At 38.8% G+C, this 18,820-nt stretch carries 13 protein-coding genes; 8 read left to right on the top strand and 5 right to left on the bottom strand.

All coding sequences use genetic code 11. From position 1 onward, the window contains the following. Positions 1-21: 21 nt before the first annotated feature. Entirely contained in the window at positions 22-753 is a 732-nt protein-coding gene (locus D9O48_RS13460; protein ID WP_126973505.1) for a head GIN domain-containing protein, read from the bottom strand. Positions 754-909: 156 nt separating this feature from the next. Between D9O48_RS13460 and guaA the strand changes: the two genes are divergently transcribed. The 7 genes from guaA (at position 910) to D9O48_RS13425 (ending at position 10,636) form a co-directional block, all read left to right on the top strand. Further along, the gene (gene guaA / locus D9O48_RS13455) at positions 910-2,439 is read left to right on the top strand and encodes a glutamine-hydrolyzing GMP synthase (protein WP_199750577.1); all 1,530 of its coding nucleotides are present in this window, start codon (positions 910-912) and stop codon (positions 2,437-2,439) included. Positions 2,440-2,527: 88 nt separating this feature from the next. Next, the gene (locus D9O48_RS13450) at positions 2,528-3,694 is read left to right on the top strand and encodes a type 1 periplasmic-binding domain-containing protein (protein WP_126973503.1); all 1,167 of its coding nucleotides are present in this window, start codon (positions 2,528-2,530) and stop codon (positions 3,692-3,694) included. A gap of 229 nt (positions 3,695-3,923) precedes the next feature. Then, positions 3,924-4,928, top strand: a complete 1,005-nt coding sequence (locus D9O48_RS13445) for a ligase-associated DNA damage response exonuclease (protein ID WP_126973502.1) — start codon at positions 3,924-3,926, stop codon at positions 4,926-4,928. Continuing rightward, positions 4,897-6,513 (top strand): ATP-dependent DNA ligase, encoded by a 1,617-nt coding sequence (locus D9O48_RS13440; RefSeq protein WP_233589245.1) that lies wholly within the window; start codon positions 4,897-4,899, stop codon positions 6,511-6,513. Before D9O48_RS13445 ends, D9O48_RS13440 begins: the two co-directional genes overlap by 32 nt. Position 6,514: 1 nt before the next feature. After that, positions 6,515-9,034, top strand: coding sequence for a ligase-associated DNA damage response DEXH box helicase (locus tag D9O48_RS13435; protein WP_126973500.1), 2,520 nt, complete (start codon positions 6,515-6,517; stop codon positions 9,032-9,034). Positions 9,035-9,071: 37 nt separating this feature from the next. Next, positions 9,072-9,740 (top strand): ligase-associated DNA damage response endonuclease PdeM, encoded by a 669-nt coding sequence (pdeM, locus tag D9O48_RS13430; protein WP_126973499.1) that lies wholly within the window; start codon positions 9,072-9,074, stop codon positions 9,738-9,740. Next, positions 9,734-10,636 (top strand): histone deacetylase family protein, encoded by a 903-nt coding sequence (locus tag D9O48_RS13425; protein WP_126973498.1) that lies wholly within the window; start codon positions 9,734-9,736, stop codon positions 10,634-10,636. The genes pdeM and D9O48_RS13425 overlap by 7 nt, the downstream gene beginning before the upstream one ends. Before the next feature lie 213 nt (positions 10,637-10,849). Here the strand turns inward: D9O48_RS13425 and D9O48_RS13420 are convergent, their stop codons facing one another. Next, positions 10,850-11,602 (bottom strand): XRE family transcriptional regulator, encoded by a 753-nt coding sequence (locus D9O48_RS13420; RefSeq protein ID WP_126973497.1) that lies wholly within the window; start codon positions 11,600-11,602, stop codon positions 10,850-10,852. A gap of 306 nt (positions 11,603-11,908) precedes the next feature. Here D9O48_RS13420 and secA point away from each other — a divergent pair, with 306 nt between their 5' ends. Further along, positions 11,909-15,238, top strand: coding sequence for a preprotein translocase subunit SecA (secA, locus tag D9O48_RS13415; RefSeq protein WP_126973496.1), 3,330 nt, complete (start codon positions 11,909-11,911; stop codon positions 15,236-15,238). A 73-nt stretch (positions 15,239-15,311) separates the two neighbouring features. Here the strand turns inward: secA and D9O48_RS13410 are convergent, their stop codons facing one another. From D9O48_RS13410 to D9O48_RS13400, 3 genes are all read right to left on the bottom strand, one after another. Beyond that, positions 15,312-15,890, bottom strand: coding sequence for a hypothetical protein (locus tag D9O48_RS13410; RefSeq protein WP_126973495.1), 579 nt, complete (start codon positions 15,888-15,890; stop codon positions 15,312-15,314). Between the two features lie 228 nt (positions 15,891-16,118). Continuing rightward, positions 16,119-16,775 carry a hypothetical protein gene (locus D9O48_RS13405; protein ID WP_126973494.1) on the bottom strand — a complete coding sequence of 219 codons (657 nt, stop codon included), beginning with the start codon at positions 16,773-16,775 and terminating at the stop codon, positions 16,119-16,121. Positions 16,776-17,125: 350 nt separating this feature from the next. After that, positions 17,126-18,418, bottom strand: coding sequence for a cryptochrome/photolyase family protein (locus tag D9O48_RS13400; RefSeq protein ID WP_126973493.1), 1,293 nt, complete (start codon positions 18,416-18,418; stop codon positions 17,126-17,128). Positions 18,419-18,820: the final 402 nt, after the last annotated feature.

Genomic DNA, 18,820 nt, shown 5'->3' with positions numbered 1-18,820 from the left:
AACAAACAATCATAGCAAAATTTAATCTTTCTTCGTCACCGATCCTACACCCGATGTTTTTACACGAACAACGGGATCTCCCTTATAACTAATATTGCCGGCTCCTGTAGCTTTGGCATTCAATGATTTACTGGCATAAACCTGTGCATTACCGGCACCGGAGATATTCACTTCTGTATTTTCAGACATCAGATCGTAAGCTTTAATATCAGCAGCACCTGAAATGGTAGCAGTAAAGTCACGCGTTAACCCACTGATTTTAACAGAACCCGCCCCAGAAAGTTTCACTTTTACAGAAGGGCATTTTACATCAATTTTCATTTCACTGGCACCTGATGAGTAAATATCAAGCTGGTTATTATTTTCTATATGCTCAGCATAAAAATTAGTAGCACCCGACAAATTTACTTTACTCAGATCTTTTCCATAAATGGTTAACCTGGGAGTGTTCGATACCATCCGCAAAAATCTTTTCTTATTCTCAATAATCAATTCGCCGTTTCTGTTGCGGATTTCAAGATTGTCGTACAGGTTTTGGTAGCCCTCATAAACCAGTTCAAAACGGTCACTTTGAATAAAAGTAACCCGGTCGTAAGCACCACTTACTTTAATAGCTTCAAACCTATCCAAAGGTATGGTTCTCGTAATTTGTGCGCCACTGCCTACAATAGTACCTCTGAACCATTTTTTTGAGACAATAAAGAAGGTCAGAAACAACACTGCGATAATTGCAAGTATAGAGCCTATTTTCATATTCAGTAAATTCTATTTATATATAGGTCGATGAATTTATCAAATTATTACATCTTTTTCTCTTTTTTTAGATAAAATTTAGGAATAAATAAGCCTATTTTTTTAAAATAGTTTGTTTTTTGGCTGCAACTGTTTTCTTACCTTCGCACGACCATGATGGAAAAGATATTAATCCTCGATTTTGGCAGTCAATATACTCAATTAATTGCCCGTGCTGTTCGCGAAGCAAACGTTTATTGCGAAATTATTCCGTATCATAAAGAAGTAACCATAGACCCTTCTTTAAAAGGTATAATCCTTTCAGGCTCACCTTTTTCGGTAAATGATGAAAAAGCTCCCAACGTTGCTGTGGAGGCGTTCCATCAACAACTTCCTGTATTAGGAGTTTGTTATGGTGCTCAATTAACCGCCAAACTATTCGGTGGTTTGGTAGCTAAATCAAACAAAAGAGAATATGGCCGTGCTATTATGCACAAAGAAAAAGATGATGCCTTCTTTAAGAACGTCAATACCGATTCCCAGGTGTGGATGAGCCACTCCGACAGTGTTTTAGAGCTTCCGCAAGGGTTTGAAGTACTGGCGAGTACAGACAGCATTCCATACGCTGCCTTCAAAAAAACAACAGGTACCCATCCTTTATATTGTGTTCAGTTTCACCCGGAAGTGTATCACTCTACTGAGGGAAAGAAAATGATCACAAACTTTCTGGTAGATATCTGCGGTTGTACTCAAAGCTGGACCCCCGCCCACTTTATTACAGATACAGTTAACCAATTGAAAGAACAAATCGGTAACCGTAAGGTAATCATGGCTTTAAGCGGCGGTGTTGACTCAACAGTAGCAGCAACCCTTATTCACAGAGCAATCGGTGATAACTTATATGGTATCTTCGTTGACAACGGAGTTCTTAGAAAAAATGAATTCGAAGAAGTTTTAGCAACTTATAATACAATCGGTTTAAATGTAAAAGGGATAGACGCGAAAGAGCGTTTTTATACCGATTTACAGGGAAAAACTGATCCTGAAGCAAAACGCAAAGTCATCGGAAAACTATTTATTGATGTATTTCAGGATGAAGCGAAAGAAGTAGAAGGGGTAGAAATGCTCGGACAGGGAACGATTTATCCGGATGTAATTGAAAGTATTTCCGTTCATGGTCCGTCAGTAACTATCAAGTCACACCATAATGTGGGTGGCTTGCCTGAATTAATGAAACTGGAACTGGTAGAACCGCTTCGTTTCTTATTTAAAGATGAAGTTCGCAGAGTAGGTGCTGAATTAGGTATTCCTGCTGATTTGTTAAACCGACACCCTTTTCCAGGACCAGGTTTAGCCATCAGAATTCTGGGAGAAATTACGCCTGAAAGAGTAGCACTCTTACAAGAAGCTGATTACCGGTACGTTAAAGGCTTGAAAGAATTTAATCTTTATAATGAAGTTTGGCAGGCAGGAACAATTTTGTTACCGGTAAAATCAGTGGGTGTAATGGGCGACGAACGCACTTATGAATTCACCGTAGCGTTAAGAGCCGTAACTTCAGTAGACGGTATGACCGCCGATTGGGCACATTTACCTTACGAATTTCTGGCACATATTTCGAACGATATCATTAACAATGTAAAAGGTATTAACCGCGTTGTATATGATATCAGCAGTAAGCCTCCGGCTACCATTGAATGGGAATAATTCAAACAACTATATTTAAGGGTTGCATATATGGTTTACCTAAATCTGTATGCAACCATTTTTTTCCCTAACCGAAAATGTTTTGATTATGAAAAGATGGTCTCTTGTTATCGTTGTTTCGCTGGTTTGTTTTGTACAACAAAGTTTTGCACAAAATGAAACCAAACAAATTGCCATCTTTACGCCGTTCTATCTGGATAGTGCTTATCAGCAGCAACAATACGTTTTCGGCAAACAGTTTCCGAAGTTCCTCAATCCGGGGCTCGAATTCTGGCAGGGTGCTCAGATCGCCATCGATTCACTGCAGGCAAAAGGATTCAATGTAGCCTTTCACGTGTTTGATATAAAGTCAAAAGAGCAAAAACTATTAGATGTTTTACTCGACTCAAATATGGCGAAAATGGATCTGCTGATCGGACAGGTTAACGTAAATGAAGCAGCCCTGTTGGCTCAATTTGCCAAATTAAGAGAAGTACCGTTTATCAATATCAACCTGCCCAACAGCGTCAATCAAACTGAAAATCCCTACTATTTTATTTTAAATGCCACGCTGCCAACACACTTTAAAGCAATATACAGACATATCCAATCAAAATATCCGGTAGATAATATTGTATTGTTCAAGCGTAAAAACGAACAAGACAATATGGTCAGTAACCTGATTCTGGAAGAAGGAAAACGAACTGCCGGTATTCCACTTAAAATAAAAGTAGTTGAATTACCAGAAGGTTTTAACCTCGATGATATCAGTCCTTATATCACCGACGAAAAACACAATGTAGTGATCGCTTCCAGCCTGGATGCTACATTTGCAAAAAAAATTGTACACGGCTTAAATGATATTCAGGAAGAATACAGCAGCTCAGTAACTGTAATCGGTATGCCTACCTGGGATCAGGTGAGCTTCACCGAAGCGCAGTACAAAGGAATAGAAATTTACTATACCACTCCTTTTAATTTCGACCCTACCAATGAAAGCATTGCACATCTGACAGACTGGTATAAATCCAGGTACTTCGCGCGTCCTTCAGATATGGTTTTCAGAGGTTATGAAATGATTTACAAGTTCAGCTCCCTATTAACTTCACACGAAGGCAATCTTGCATTGCACCCTCATCTGAACGGGTCTAATGTTTTCACACAGTTCCACATTTTACCGGTTTACAATAACGACAGAACCAAAATCGATTATTGGGAAAATCAGAAAATTTACTTCGTTAAATTAGTAAACGGAGAAATCGCAGAAATCAAATAGAATACCGATTGGTATCAACTCCTAATTAAGAATTAATAATTAGGAGTTAAATCTTTTAATTCTCAACTATTCATTCTTAATTAAATTAGGTGTCGTTATTAAATTTCACACCTCGGGCATTTACTGTAAGCAGGGCACTGGTTTTGTATCAATTAATAATTGAGAATTAGGAATTAGGAGTTAAATGTTTACTCCTTCATTCTCAACTATTCATTCTTAATTAAATTAAGTGTCTTTATTAAAATTTCACACCTCGGGTATTTACTGTGAGCAGGGCAACTTTTTTATTGACCCCTGGGTTCCGGTTGACTATGCACTGATTACGCATGCGCATAGTGATCACGCCCGTGCGGGTTCGAAGAAATATCTTTGCCACACTTACACCAAACCTTTATTGCAATACCGGTTGGGAGAAGGGATATATGAAACAACAGAGTGGAATCAACCTCTTTATATAAATGGAGTAAAAGTCAGTTTTCATCCGGCCGGGCATATTATCGGCTCTTCTCAGATCCGTGTAGAATACAAAGGTGAGGTATGGGTGGTAAGCGGTGATTATAAAATAGAGAATGATGGCATTTCAGGAGCATTTGAACCAATTACCTGTCACCATTTCATTACAGAATCTACATTCGGTTTACCCATTTATAACTGGTTGCCGCAGCAAAAAATATTCGAAGAAATTCAGCAATGGGTGATGCAGAATCACAGCCGGCAACAAACATCTGTGCTGATTGCGTATAGTTTGGGAAAAGCTCAACGGTTACTGCCCTGCCTTCAACAAACCGGTTTACCCATCTACGCTCATGGCGCCGTTTACAATATACACCAAACGCTGATCAACTCGGGGCACACATTACCAATGATCTTTCCCATTACCAAAGAAACTTCACCAAAAGAGTTTGCAGGTAATATCATCATTGCCCCCTCGAGTGCTTTAGATAGCCCCTGGATAAGAAAATTTACTCCTTATTCTGTAGGTATTTGTAGTGGTTGGATGCAGGTGCGTGGGCATCAGCGCCGGCGAAATGCAGATGCGGGCTTTGCCTTAAGCGACCATTGTGACTGGAAAGGGTTATTGCAGGCAATTAATGCAACGCGGGCAGAACAGGTATATGTTACGCATGGCTTTCAGAGCGTATTCAGCCGTTATCTAAATGAACAAAATATTCAGGCAAGTGAAGTAATTACCAATTATGGTAATGAAGAAGACGAAACAGCATCAATCGTATGATATGAAACATTTCGCGCAACTGATATGGCAACTGGGCACATCCACCAAAACCAATGCAAAAATAGATGCATTGGCGAACTATTTTGCGGAAGCAAAACAGAAAGATATTAGCTGGTTAATTGCTTTGTTTACCGGAAGAAGACCCAAAAGAACCATCTCAGCTGCGCATTTGCAACAATGGTGCATCGAACTCACTCAGCATCCACGATGGCTATTCGACGAATGTTATCATACAGTAGGTGACCTGGCAGAAACCATTGCCCTATTATTACCTCCGCCGGAGGGTGAGTCAACACAAAGTTCTTTAGCGGATATTTTAGCATCATTAAAACTTGTATCCACCCAAAACGATGAAGCGAAAAAACAGTTCATTCTTCAGCACTGGCAATCGATGAATACACGTGAACGCTTTGTTTTCAACAAACTCATAACCGGCGGTTTCAGAATCGGCATCTCACAAAAAACCATGGTGAATGCATTGGCCAAATTTACTCAATTAGATCCCGCAATTATTGCACACCGCATCAGCGGACAATGGGATCCTTCCACCACAACCCCCGAGCAATTACTGAATGAAGAAATTCAGCAAACAGATATATCTAAACCTTATCCCTTTTACCTGGCATATGCTATTGAAGGTATGCCTGAGCATCCTGATGAGTGGATGGCCGAATGGAAATGGGACGGTATTCGCGGACAGCTCATTAAACGAAACAGGCAATTCTATGTATGGAGCCGTGGTGAAGAGTTAATGACGGAGAAATTTCCCGAATACAATGCCCTGGCAGAAAAATTACCTGATGGAACCGTACTAGACGGAGAAATCATTCCCTCCATTGAGCAAACACCCCTTTCATTTAATCTGTTACAAACCCGAATTGGCAGAAAAAATCTTACGAAAAAACAATTACAGGAAGTACCTGTTACATTTTTTGCGTTCGATCTGTTGGAATGGCAAGGACAGGATATCAGAACCACCCCTTTAGCCGAACGAAGAAGAATATTATCATCTCTCATACATTCACTGAATGAACCTGCATTAATTTTATCCAAAGAAGTTCCTTTTCAAAGCTGGCAGCAACTTGAACAGGTAAGAATGCACTCCAGAGACAATGGTGCTGAGGGGTTAATGATAAAAAGATTATCTTCTACTTATCAAACCGGTAGAAAAAAAGGTGACTGGTGGAAGTGGAAAATAGATCCACTCGTGATTGATGCGGTAATGATATATGCACAGAAAGGGCACGGGCGGCGATCTAATTTGTATACCGATTATACTTTTGCAGTAAGAAGTGATGATCAGCTGATTACTTTCACCAAAGCTTATTCCGGGTTAACCGATCAGGAAATAGCACAGGTAGATGCATTTGTGAAAAAAAACTCACTGGAAAAATTCGGCCCGGTACGAACAGTAAAGCCCGAACTGGTTTTTGAAATCGCATTTGAGGGAATTGCAGAAAGCAAAAGACATAAATCGGGTGTGGCGCTACGCTTTCCGAGAATTAATCGATGGCGAAAAGATAAAACTGTTGATGATATTAATACCTTAGAAGATCTAAAAAAAATGCTCGAACAATTCGGATAAGTTGAATCTAAAAAAAACGATAGGGTACAAAGTAGTTGCAACCTGGCTGGAAAGTCAGGGTTTCAAACCATTTTCTTTTCAACAGGAAGCCTGGCAGGCCATTCATGAAAATAAAAGCGGTTTGGTAAATGCCCCTACCGGCTTTGGCAAAACCTTTTCCATATTCTTAGGCGCAGTGATTCAGTTCATTAATGAGCATCCTGACAAATACCTGCAGAAAAAGAAAAACGGACTACAGCTGATCTGGATCACGCCATTAAGAGCTTTAGGCAAAGATCTGGGCCGGGCAATGGAAGAAGCGATTGCCGGATTAGGATTACAATGGCAGGTAGGTATTCGTAACGGAGATACAACAACGAATGAACGGCAGAAACAGAAACGGATAGCACCAGAAGTATTAATCATTACGCCGGAAAGTCTGCACCTTTTACTAGCACAAAAAGAGTATCCATCTTACTTTGAAAAAACACGGATTATAGCCGTAGACGAATGGCATGAACTGTTAGGCACAAAACGTGGAGTACAAATAGAGCTGGCGATTTCAAGGCTTGCCGGCATAAAAAAAACACACCCGCTTCAACTCTGGGGTATCAGTGCCACCATTGGTAATTTAGACGAAGCCGCAGAAGTATTATTATTTCCTGTATTCAGGTTTACTGAAGGCAGGTATTCATTGGTTCGTGCAAATCTGGATAAAAAAATAGAAATTGAATCAATACTCCCTGATGAAATTGAAAAATATCCCTGGGCCGGGCATCTTGGAATTAAACTGGTAGATAAAATTTTACCGATTATAGAAAAGAGCCAGACTACACTTATTTTCATCAACACCAGAGGCATGAGTGAAAGGTGGTATCAGGCGCTGCTGCAAGCCGCCCCGGAGCTGGCCGGAGCAATCGCCTTGCACCATGGTAGTATTGAACAGGCATTACGTATATGGGTAGAAGAGGCTTTACATCAGGCAAAATTAAAAGCGGTTATCTGTACCAGTAGCCTGGACCTCGGGGTTGACTTTCGTCCGGTAGAAACGGTCATTCAGGTAGGATCACCTAAAGGAGTTGCGCGTTTTTTACAGAGGGCCGGTCGTAGCGGCCACACACCAGGGGCTATCAGCAAGATTTATTTCTTACCTACACATAGCCTGGAACTTATAGAAGCTGCCGCATTGAAACAGGCGATAAAAGAACAAACCATCGAAAGCCGTGAACCGATGTTACTTTGCTATGACGTATTGGTTCAGTTTCTGGGAACACTGGCTATTTCAGAAGGGTTTCAACGCGACAGCACTTATCATGAAATCAAAAATACTTTTTGTTTTCAATCATTGTCGTTAGAAGAATTTGACGAGGTCGTTCAATTTCTAACGCAGGGTGGTGTAGCTTTACAACAATATGACGATTACAAAAAGGTAGAACTGACAGATGGTGTATACCGGATGACCAACCGTAGATTAATGATGCGTCATCGCCTGCATATCGGAACGATTGTAAGTGATGCCATGTTAAATGTAAAATTCATTTCAGGCGGTTATATTGGAATGATTGAAGAATGGTTCATTTCGCGTTTAAACCCGGGTGATTCATTCACACTCGCCGGCCGCCAGCTCGAGTTGGTACGTATCAAAGACATGACCGTACTGGTAAGAAAATCAACCTCCGGAAAATCAATTGTACCCAGTTGGAATGGTGGGCGATTACCTTTATCGGCGAAATTAGGGAAAGTATTAAGGAGAAAATTTCAGGAATCGGCTGCGCTGATTCATAAAGAGATAAAACCCAGCCAGACTGATATTGAAATTAAAGTACTGGAACCCTTATTTGCCTTGCAGCAGCAATTATCGATTGTACCGAAAGAAAATGAATTACTGATAGAGCAGATAGAGACAAAAGACGGGTTTCATTTATTTGTATATCCTTTTGAAGGGCGACTGGTACACGAGGCCATGGCTGCAATATTAGCTTACCGAATCGGTAAAATAACACCAATTACTTTTTCATTTGCTATGAATGACTATGGTTTTGAGTTATTAAGCGATCAGCCAATTCCTGTTGACGATACAAACGTATACGAGCTGTTTAGTGATGAAAACCTTGTACTCGACATTCAACGGTCTGTAAACGCTTCGGAAATGGCAAAAAGAAAGTTTCGGGATATTGCGGTGATTGGCGGATTGGTTTTTCAGGGAATGCCCGGTGAGCATAAAAAAGCGCGGCATTTACAATCTTCAGCCTCGTTATTATTCAATGTTTTTGCAGAATATGACCCCGACAATGTATTGATACGACAAGCTTATGCAGAAGTATTTGAGCAACAGATGGAAGAAACAAGGTTACGCGACATGCTGGAAAGGATACAGCAATCAGATATAGTGATTACTTTTCCTAAACGGTTGACTCCATTCTGCTTTCCGATAAAGGTAGACAGCTTCAGAGAGAACATGTCGTCAGAACAGTTAGAACAAAGGGTAAAAAGAATGCAGGAACAACTGAATCAGGCCGCTTCGGGCAAAAAGAAGAAATGAGCCGTTGATCATAAAAAGCGGTAACTTTGAACATTCCATGTTCGTACCAACCAAACATATTATTTTAAATGAGCACTTCTGGATATCGCCGCACCGGGCGTTGTTTTGGGAGGAAGAACAATGCCTGATTTTATCTGATTTACACTTCGGAAAAACAGGACATTTCAGAAAAAACGGCATTCCGGTACCGCAGGCTGTTTATCAAAAAGACCTTCAAAAATTTGTTGATTTATTACAATATTTTCAACCAAAGCAAGTTATTGCTGTAGGCGATTTATTTCATTCAACAGCTAATCGCGAATTAGAATTGTTTTTGAAATGGAGAACTGATTTTCCGAACCTATCTTTTACTTTAATAAAAGGTAATCATGATGTGTTGAGTACATCATTTTATACCGCTGCCAATATTGAAGTAAAACAGAATTGTTGGCAATATAATGAGCAGTTTTGTTTTGTACATGATTTAAGCGATGTCAAAACATTAGACGCAAATCGTTTTTATTTCAGTGGCCATATCCACCCCGGAATAAAAATAGAGGGTATCGCAAAACAAAAAATCATGTTGCCTTGTTTCTATCATTCCGGCAACTCTATGATTTTACCTGCGTTTAGTGAATTTACTGGTTTATACAATATCAGGCCCAAACGAAATGATCATATATTTGCAATAGTTGAAAACAAGATTTTACCCTTGCAAGAATGCTGAAAGTAGCTTATCATCCGATCTATTGTCATCCGTTACCCGAAGGACATCGTTTTCCTATGTTGAAATACGAATTGATCCCGGAACAATTATTATATGAAGGAATCCTTACTTCAAACAACTTTTTCACGCCGGCCGTGTGTGATAAAGAAATCGTTTTACTAACACATACCGAAGAATATTATCAGAAACTCATTGACCAGACGTTGAGCGAAAAAGAGCAGCGTCATATAGGCTTTCCTCAATCTCCCGGTTTAACGCTGAGAGAATTAACACTGGTGCAAGGTACCGTAGACTGTTGTCATAACGCTATCGTACACGGTATTTCATTAAATGTAGCAGGAGGAACTCATCATGCTTACAGTGACAGGGGTGAAGGTTTTTGTTTATTAAATGATATTGCCGTAGCTGCCAATTATCTTATTGAGGAGGGATTATCAAAAAAGATATTGATCATCGACCTCGACGTTCATCAAGGTAACGGTACGGCTAAAATATTTGAGCATAAAAAAGAAGTGTTTACGTTCAGTATGCACGGTGAACATAACTATCCTTTTCAAAAAGAAAAGAGTAACCTGGATGTAGGATTGCCTGATGGTACAAACACAGATACTTATCTTGAGCTATTAGATCAACACCTGAGTCATCTGCTGGAAACGGTACAAGCTGATTTTTGTTTTTTCCAATCTGGTGTAGACATCTTAGCTACTGACAAATTCGGAAAATTAAAAGTGACGATGGAAGGTTGTAAAGAAAGAGACCGCATGGTATTGGAGAAAGTCAGAAATAAAGGTATTCCGTTGGTGGCTTCAATGGGTGGCGGTTATTCTCCTGATGTAAAAACAATAGTAGAAGCACATTGTAACACCTTTCGTCTGGCAAGGGAACTATATGGTTAATTTACAGAAAGTGATTTATCAGGCTGCCCCTCCCGGTTGTTCCAAACGATTCAGAAAGAACAGCCGGGGGGAACGGCCCGAGACCGGTAATCAATTTCGGTGGATGGTGCCAGTTGCTTTAGCGAATGAATGCTGCCCGATACATTCGCAATTAAAAAGAGGCAGCTCCTAAGAATAAGAATTGCCTCTTTTGCCTACAACAAAACTAAAAACCTAATTAATTCTCTTCTTTAAGTTAGAAACCTGATCCTGTAAATTGGATACAAGATTTGCCAACTGATTTACATCCCAATGAGGTTGTGCATTTGCTTTACTCATAATCATTGCTGCCTTCCACACTTCAATAACATCTTCCGCATTTACCTGATAAGGATGATAAGAAGGATTATCGCTCACTAAAGTCCATTTATTTTTCGAACGATTATTTTTCATGATCCGCTTGTAAACAATACCGTCGTGCCGGGAAATAATAATATAGGTGCCATTATTTCTGACTTCTTCCACATCATCTATTTTTTCACCTACAATGATAGAACCACTGGGGGTTGGTAACATTGAATCACCCACTATTTCGAAAGCACGGTATTCGCCTGCTGCCAGCATCGGTAAAGTAAACGTATTTAACTCGTCGAGAAAATCTGGGTCTGCATACCCGGCTAAATAACCGGCGGCAGCTTTTACCGGAACAAACTGAATACGGCTTTCGTGCACCGTACCGAGTTTCATTTGACGACGTTTAGACAAATAATTATCGCCATTGTCAGACAAATCTTTGAGTATTAATTCGTCGAGACTCAGTTTAAAAATTTCACCTACGTATTCCAGTACTTCAAGACGCGGTTCCGCTCTTTCTTCTTCATACGCTCCTACCAGCGAACGTTTAATGCCAAGTTTATTGGCAAACTCTTCCTGCGTCCACCCCCTTAGCTTACGTAAATACTTCAAATTTTTTCCAGCAAATGACATAGCTAATTATTTTAGCTACAAATTACTAACTTTTTTATCAAAAATACAAATTTTTTTAGCGTTTTTTTTGACTACGTTATTCTTTAATTACTTTTGGAAGTGCATTTTGTCAGATTTTTTGAAATTCCTTCCTTAGAAATCAGCCAATTATTACCGAAACTTCCCAATCAATTTTATTACCTTTGGCATCCTGTCAATTTGGCTATCAGAATTATTATTGCACCTTTTTTGTAATCTTACCGGGTGAGTGGTATTTTGCAATATCGTCAGTTAGACAGTTTTTATTTATAAATCAATAATGAATTCATGTTAGGTTTTTTATCTAAAATATTTGGAGGAAGTAAATCGGAGAAAGATGTAAAGAGCATTCTTCCCCTGATAGCCAAAATCAATGAGCACTTTTCTGCTTATGCTTCTTTGAGTAATGACGAGTTAAGAGGCAAAACGCAAGAGTTTAGAGCCCGCATTAAAGAACATCTGAAAGACATTGATCAGGAAGTAGACCAATTAAAGCAACAGGCAGAAGCTTTACCTGTTGAACAAATACAGCAAAAAGACGAACTCTACCAAAAAGTAGATGCCCTCACGAAAGACAGAGATAAAAAAATTGAAGAAGCCCTTTCCGACATTCATGCAGAAGCATTTGCTGTGGTGAAAGAAGCCGCCAGAAGATTTACTAATAATACTGAATTAAGATCAAAAGCATCTCCGCTCGACAGAGAATTAAGTGTTACCAAACCATATATCCGTATCGAAGGAGAGGAAGCTGTTTTTCAGAATAGCTGGAATGCCGGCGGTAACCTGATTACGTGGAACATGGTGCATTACGATGTACAGTTGATTGGTGGTACTGTTTTACATCAGGGTAAAATTTCCGAGATGGCTACCGGTGAAGGTAAAACATTAGTATCCACTCTTCCTGCTTACCTGAACGCATTAGCAGGTGAAGGTGTACATGTTGTTACGGTGAACGATTACCTGGCAAAACGTGATTCTGAGTGGAATGGAACTTTATTCGAATGGCTGGGATTAACCGTTGATTGTATTGATAAACATCAACCGAACTCTGCCGCACGTCGCAAAGCTTATCAGGCAGATATCACTTACGGTACAAACAATGAGTTCGGTTTCGACTACTTACGTGATAACATGGTACATGCTCCGCAAGACATGGTTCAGCGTAAACACCACTTTGCAATGGTCGATGAGGTGGATAGCGTTTTGATCGACGATGCAAGAACTCCTTTGATCATATCCGGACCGGTTCCTCGCGGCGATCAACAACAGTTCGACGCCTTAAAACCTCGTGTGGAGAGCCTGGTAAATTTACAAAAACAAATTACTACACGTTACCTTGCTGAAGCTAAAAAAGCTTTTGCTGAAGGTGATGATGATCCGAAAGCGGGTGGTCTCGCATTAATGCGTGCTTACAGAGGTTTACCTAAAAACAATCCATTGATTAAGTTCTTATCAGAACCCGGTAACCGCGTAAAACTTCAAAAAATTGAAAACTATTACTTAGCCGATCAGCAACGTAATATGCATATTGTGGATGAGGAATTGTATTTCCACATCGACGAAAAAAACAAACAGGTAGAGTTAACCGACAGAGGTATTGCTGCCATCACTAAGGCTGGCGAAGATCCCAGTTTCTTCGTTTTACCGGATATCGCTTCCGAATTAGCAAAAATCGAAGAAACAGCCGGCAGCAATGAAGAAAAACTTACCCTAAAAGAAGCTGTTTTACAAGACTATTCTGCAAAAGCAGAACGTATCCATACCGTACATCAATTATTAAAAGCCTATACACTTTTTGATAATGACATTGAATATGTAGTAATGGATGGTCAGGTTAAAATCGTTGATGAACAAACCGGCCGTATCCTGGACGGACGCCGTTACAGCGACGGATTACACCAGGCGATTGAAGCGAAAGAAAACGTAAAAATCGAAGCCGCTACTCAAACATACGCAACAGTTACTTTACAGAACTACTTCCGTATGTACCACAAATTATGTGGTATGACCGGTACTGCCGTTACTGAAGCAGGTGAATTCTGGTCGATCTACAAACTGGATGTGGTTACCATTCCAACCAATGTAACAGTGATCAGAAAAGATCATGAAGATTTTGTATTCAAAACCAAGCGTGAAAAATACAATGCGGTAATTGATGAAATCAAGAAGCTGCAGGCTGAAGGAAGACCAGTACTGGTAGGTACTACTTCTGTAGAGGTAAGTGAATTGCTGAGCAGAATGATGAAGGCTAAAAACATTGCCCACAACGTACTGAACGCTAAACAACACGCCAAAGAAGCACAGGTGGTTGCCGAAGCAGGTTTGCCGGGAGCCGTTACCATTGCTACCAACATGGCCGGTCGTGGTACGGATATTAAACTCGGACCTGGTGTTAAAGAAGCAGGTGGTTTAGCTATTATCGGTACTGAACGCCATGAAAGCCGCCGTGTAGACAGACAGTTAAGAGGTCGTGCCGGTCGTCAGGGTGATCCGGGTTCTTCTCAATTCTATGTTTCTTTAGAAGATGATTTAATGCGTTTATTCGGAAGTGAGCGTATCGCTTCAGTGATGGACAGATTTGGTTATAAAGAAGGTGAAGTTATTCAACATAGCATGGTTACCAAATCAATCGAACGCGCCCAACGTAAAGTAGAAGAAAATAACTTTGGTATTCGTAAACGTTTATTGGAATACGATGACGTAATGAATAAACAAAGAAATGTAATCTATAAAAAACGTAGTCATGCATTATTCGGAGAACGTCTGGCACTAGATATCGACAATGCATTCTATTCTGTTGCCGAAGGTGTAATCGCATCGTTCAAAGAACAAAATGACTATGAAGGGTTCCAGCTGGCTGCTATCATGAGTCTTGGTATTGATACCAAAATCACTGCTGAAGAATTAGCGAAAGACAATACACAGGTTTTAGCTGATAAACTTTATCAGGAAGCAAAATCAAAATATCAGTTAAAATTAGACGAGCTTAGAAAACTCATTGTTCCGGGTTTTGTTAACATCCGTCAAACACAAGGCCAGCATATTGAAAATGTTGTAGTACCGTTTACAGATGGCAAAAAAGGTATCAACGTTGTATCAAATCTCGATAAAACACTTAGTACAGACGGACTGGAATTAACCAATGCCCTGGAACGCCAAATCACACTGGCAATTATCGACGATACCTGGAAAGAGCATTTAAGAGCCATGGACGACCTGAAGCAAAGCGTTCAAACCGCTTACTTAGAACAGAAAGATCCATTGGTCATTTATAAAATCACAGCGTTTGATTTATTCAAACGTATGGACGAAGAGTTAAACAGAAATATCATCAGTTTCCTTGCTTTAGCAAATCTTCCCAGCTCACAAGAAAATGATCCACAGCAGCAAATTCGCGAAAACAAAGAGCAACCTAAAAAAGAAACGCCTCAAATTCGTACCAATAAAGCTGAAGTAGATCGCAGAGGTGATGACTATGCTGCAAATGAGAATGATTATTTTGATCCTTCTCAACCTGCAAAACAAGAACCGGTTCGTGTAGCACCCAAACCGAATCGTAATGATCCTTGTCCTTGCGGAAGCGGTAAAAAATATAAAAACTGCCACGGAGCTAATTAAAATATAAAAGTCCTCAACAATGTTGAGGACTTTTTATTAATACCTTATTGTAATAATTAAATGTTCTTTAAAATCAGTACTGTAGCTGATCAGGTAAATGATCTACCTGTTTGAAATAGAGTTTATACACTTGATCAATGGAGGAGTGTTCAACACGGTATTCAAAAAACAATATATTATCTTCTGTTAAATGCCCTATTCGCTCCCGCTCATTTTTATTTCTTGGATCCTGTGAAAGAGTAGTAATAGCAACAACAGTTATGTTATTTCCTTTTGACTTCCAGGAATAGCTATTCCTGGGATATCTCCCCTCTTCATTCTTTTGCAATTCGTTCCATTTTTGCCAGTTATCCATTAATGTTTCCTTTACAAAAGATGGTGTATTGTCTAATTCTTCTTCGCTAAGAAAGTTAAAACGTTTGTGTAACTCTAAGTCTCCTCCACCCTTAAAAACATAATAATCCCTTGCTACAATGCTGATCTGATCACTAACAATCGTAACACCTACAGGCACTTCTCTGTTGTTGACAAAATACTGCTGCAATTCCCAAACGGTTCCTTGCAGCGGTAATGACGGGCCGGAATCTTTTTTACAACTCAACAGCAAAACGACCCCCATCAGCAAAGGAAGAGTTTGTTTATTAAAAATCATATTTATAATTTATTCAACTGTGGCATTAGTTTAGTATACAGCTATTCTTATACAAGAAAATCATTAGTAAAACCTAATGATTTTTGTATTACTCAACATATGCTTAATTAACATGAAATATATTATATATAAGATACATCATTTTCTACACAAAAAAGAATAGAATTAATATACATATGTAATAAGTTCTTTAACATAATTATTATCTGTTAATAGTATCACCAATATTTATAATTCTTCCCGATAAGATGACATCAATAAAACACCACTGACTTCGTCTACCTGTTTAAAGAATTGCCTGAACATTCCGGACCTTTTAATATCAACGAGTGATAAGACAGCTATCCTTTTCTCATCAATCGGAATTTCGACATACATTTCTTTATTGGGTCTCATTAAGATTGTAAAAGAAGAAAGCTCTACCTCTTTGTTAAGATCTAAAATATAAAAGCCCCGCTTTACAAGAATTTTATTATTAATAATTTGCCAGCTGTAGGTGTATTTCGTGTTAGCGATGATAATATTAGCAGGGTCTATTCCGGCAGAATTTAATATTTCATTTATATTGAATGAAATATCAACTATACTGGCATTACCATTCCAATTTTCAAGCTCGTCAGCTTCGATGGTTTCTATTTTTTGCATTTTATTATCTGCAAAAAACTTAAAATAAGCTTTACTGACGATCATGTTTCCGGAGGGATAGTGATGTAGTCCTATTCTTAATGCTGAATCATTGTAATAGAACTCTTGTAATTCCCAAATAGTACCAATAAAATCATCAGGGTTTAGTTGTTCTACTTCCGCAGCCGGAGGTTCCTCTGTTTCTTTTTTACAACTAACTAAAAAAATCAACGTAAGAAGGGGTAGTAAAAGTTTGTTCATACTTCTAAGTTATTTTAGTAATAAATAAGCTTTCAGCCGATACGGACCTTTACGGAAAGAGTAATAGATACATTAAGAATAATAATACCTTTTATAAAAAAGGGTTATTATCTCTCATGAAATCGAACAACGCGTTGATGACTAAATTTAATATTTAAGGCGTAAAGTTGCTAATAAGTAATAGCAACTTTACGCCTTTTTGTGAAGAAGTTAACAACATGCTTAATCGCCCATCAGGCACATTAAAATGAGATTATTTTTTGGTTAGAATTTTCAATTTTATATAAACCATAACATAAAAAAACTCAATCTCTGTTATAGTAATATTTCACTAGCTGTTATTAGATAATTTACTTCAAAGCCTCTTTATAAATCTCTAATGCTCTTTTCCGGGCTTCTTCATGTATTACTATCGGCTGGTATTTTAGCAGATGCGTATCGATATCACCGATCCATTTAGAAATATATTTAAAATCAGGATCAAATTTCTTTTGCTGTTCTGTAGGATTAAATATTCTGAAGTAAGGAGCGGCGTCGCAACCTGTTCCTGCAGCCCATTGCCAATTACCATTATTAGAAGCCAATTCATAGTCGAGCAATAAACCGGCAAAATATGCTTCGCCCCAGCGCCAGTCTATCAACAAATGTTTGGCAAGAAAACTGGCAACTACCATCCGTACACGATTATGCATAAATCCGGTAGCATTTAACTCACGCATACCGGCATCTACCATCAGGTAACCGGTTTCTCCTTTACACCATTTATCAAATTCTCTTTCATTATTCCGCCATTTGATCAAATCATATTTAGCTTTAAAGGAATGCTGAACAACTGCGGGGTAGTGAAGCAGAATCTGCATAAAAAACTCTCTCCAGATCAGTTCATTCAACCACACGCCAGAATGTTTCAATGCAGCAGTGACACATTTCCGGATAGAAATTGTTCCGAATCGCAATGCGATTCCCAAATGTGATGTAGCATCTTTTGCCGGAAAATTTCTGGTATCTTCATATTCCTTTAAAGTATTTACATTAATTGCGGGCACTTCAAATATTATATCTGTTTGCTCAAATCCTAACGCACGAAGTGTATGAATATTTGTATCAGGTTTTACACAAGTGCCGTGTTTTATTTTTACAGCATTAATGTGTTGTGGCTGCAATGCTTCCTTCCACCTTTTAGAAAAAGGAGTATATACAGTGTAGGGAGTTTGATCTTGTTTTAGAATTTCACCCGGTTCGAAAATAACCTGATCCTTAAAAGACAGTACTTTTATTCCGGCAGTTTTCAGAAAATCCGTTACTTCGAGATCACGCTGAATTGCGTAAGGCTCATAATCGCGATTATAAAAAACAGTATGAATACTGTAATTTTTAGCCAATTGCATAAATGCCTCCAGAGGAGAATCAAAAAAAGTTTTCAGCCCACCTCCGAATGGTTTTAATTCTTCATTGAGATATTCTAACGCCTGATGAAAATAATCAACACGCCTATCTGATTTTTGATCGAGCTGAGACAAAATATTCCGATCAAATATAAAAACAGGCAGTACCGGCAATCCGGAATTCATTGCATGATACAAGCCTATATTGTCTTCTAAACGCAAATCTCTTCGAAACCAGAATATATTAATTTGTTGCATATCTGCTTATTAAAAAATTTATGCCCGGTACACGGAATCATCAAACGAAAGTAATTCATCTAACTTCAGAAAGGTTGATACAGCCATAAAAATTATTTTCGATACCTCCTTCCCTATAAGTACATGCGGCTATAATCACATTTGTTAATGAGTTATATGCAAATAATTTCATGTATTCTATATCTGTTATTATCCTTTATCCATACCTATTATTTATTTAAAATAACACTACGCCCTACCTCCCGCCCTGTAGTGTTATTGATCGTAACCCTTTATACTGTTGATTTATATCCCGCTGCTCTATCTACTCCCTCTATGCGGTATTAATGAGCATTACGACAATCCCCAGTCATATTCATTACAGATGTAAATACACCACAATGAATATTATTGATTCATCAG

Origin of the sequence: Gynurincola endophyticus (assembly GCF_003991195.1) — a bacterium.
GTDB classification, from domain to species: domain Bacteria; phylum Bacteroidota; class Bacteroidia; order Chitinophagales; family Chitinophagaceae; genus Gynurincola; species Gynurincola endophyticus.
Note: the sequence above shows the minus strand (reverse complement) of the source record. Positions and strands in the feature narration are given on the sequence as shown.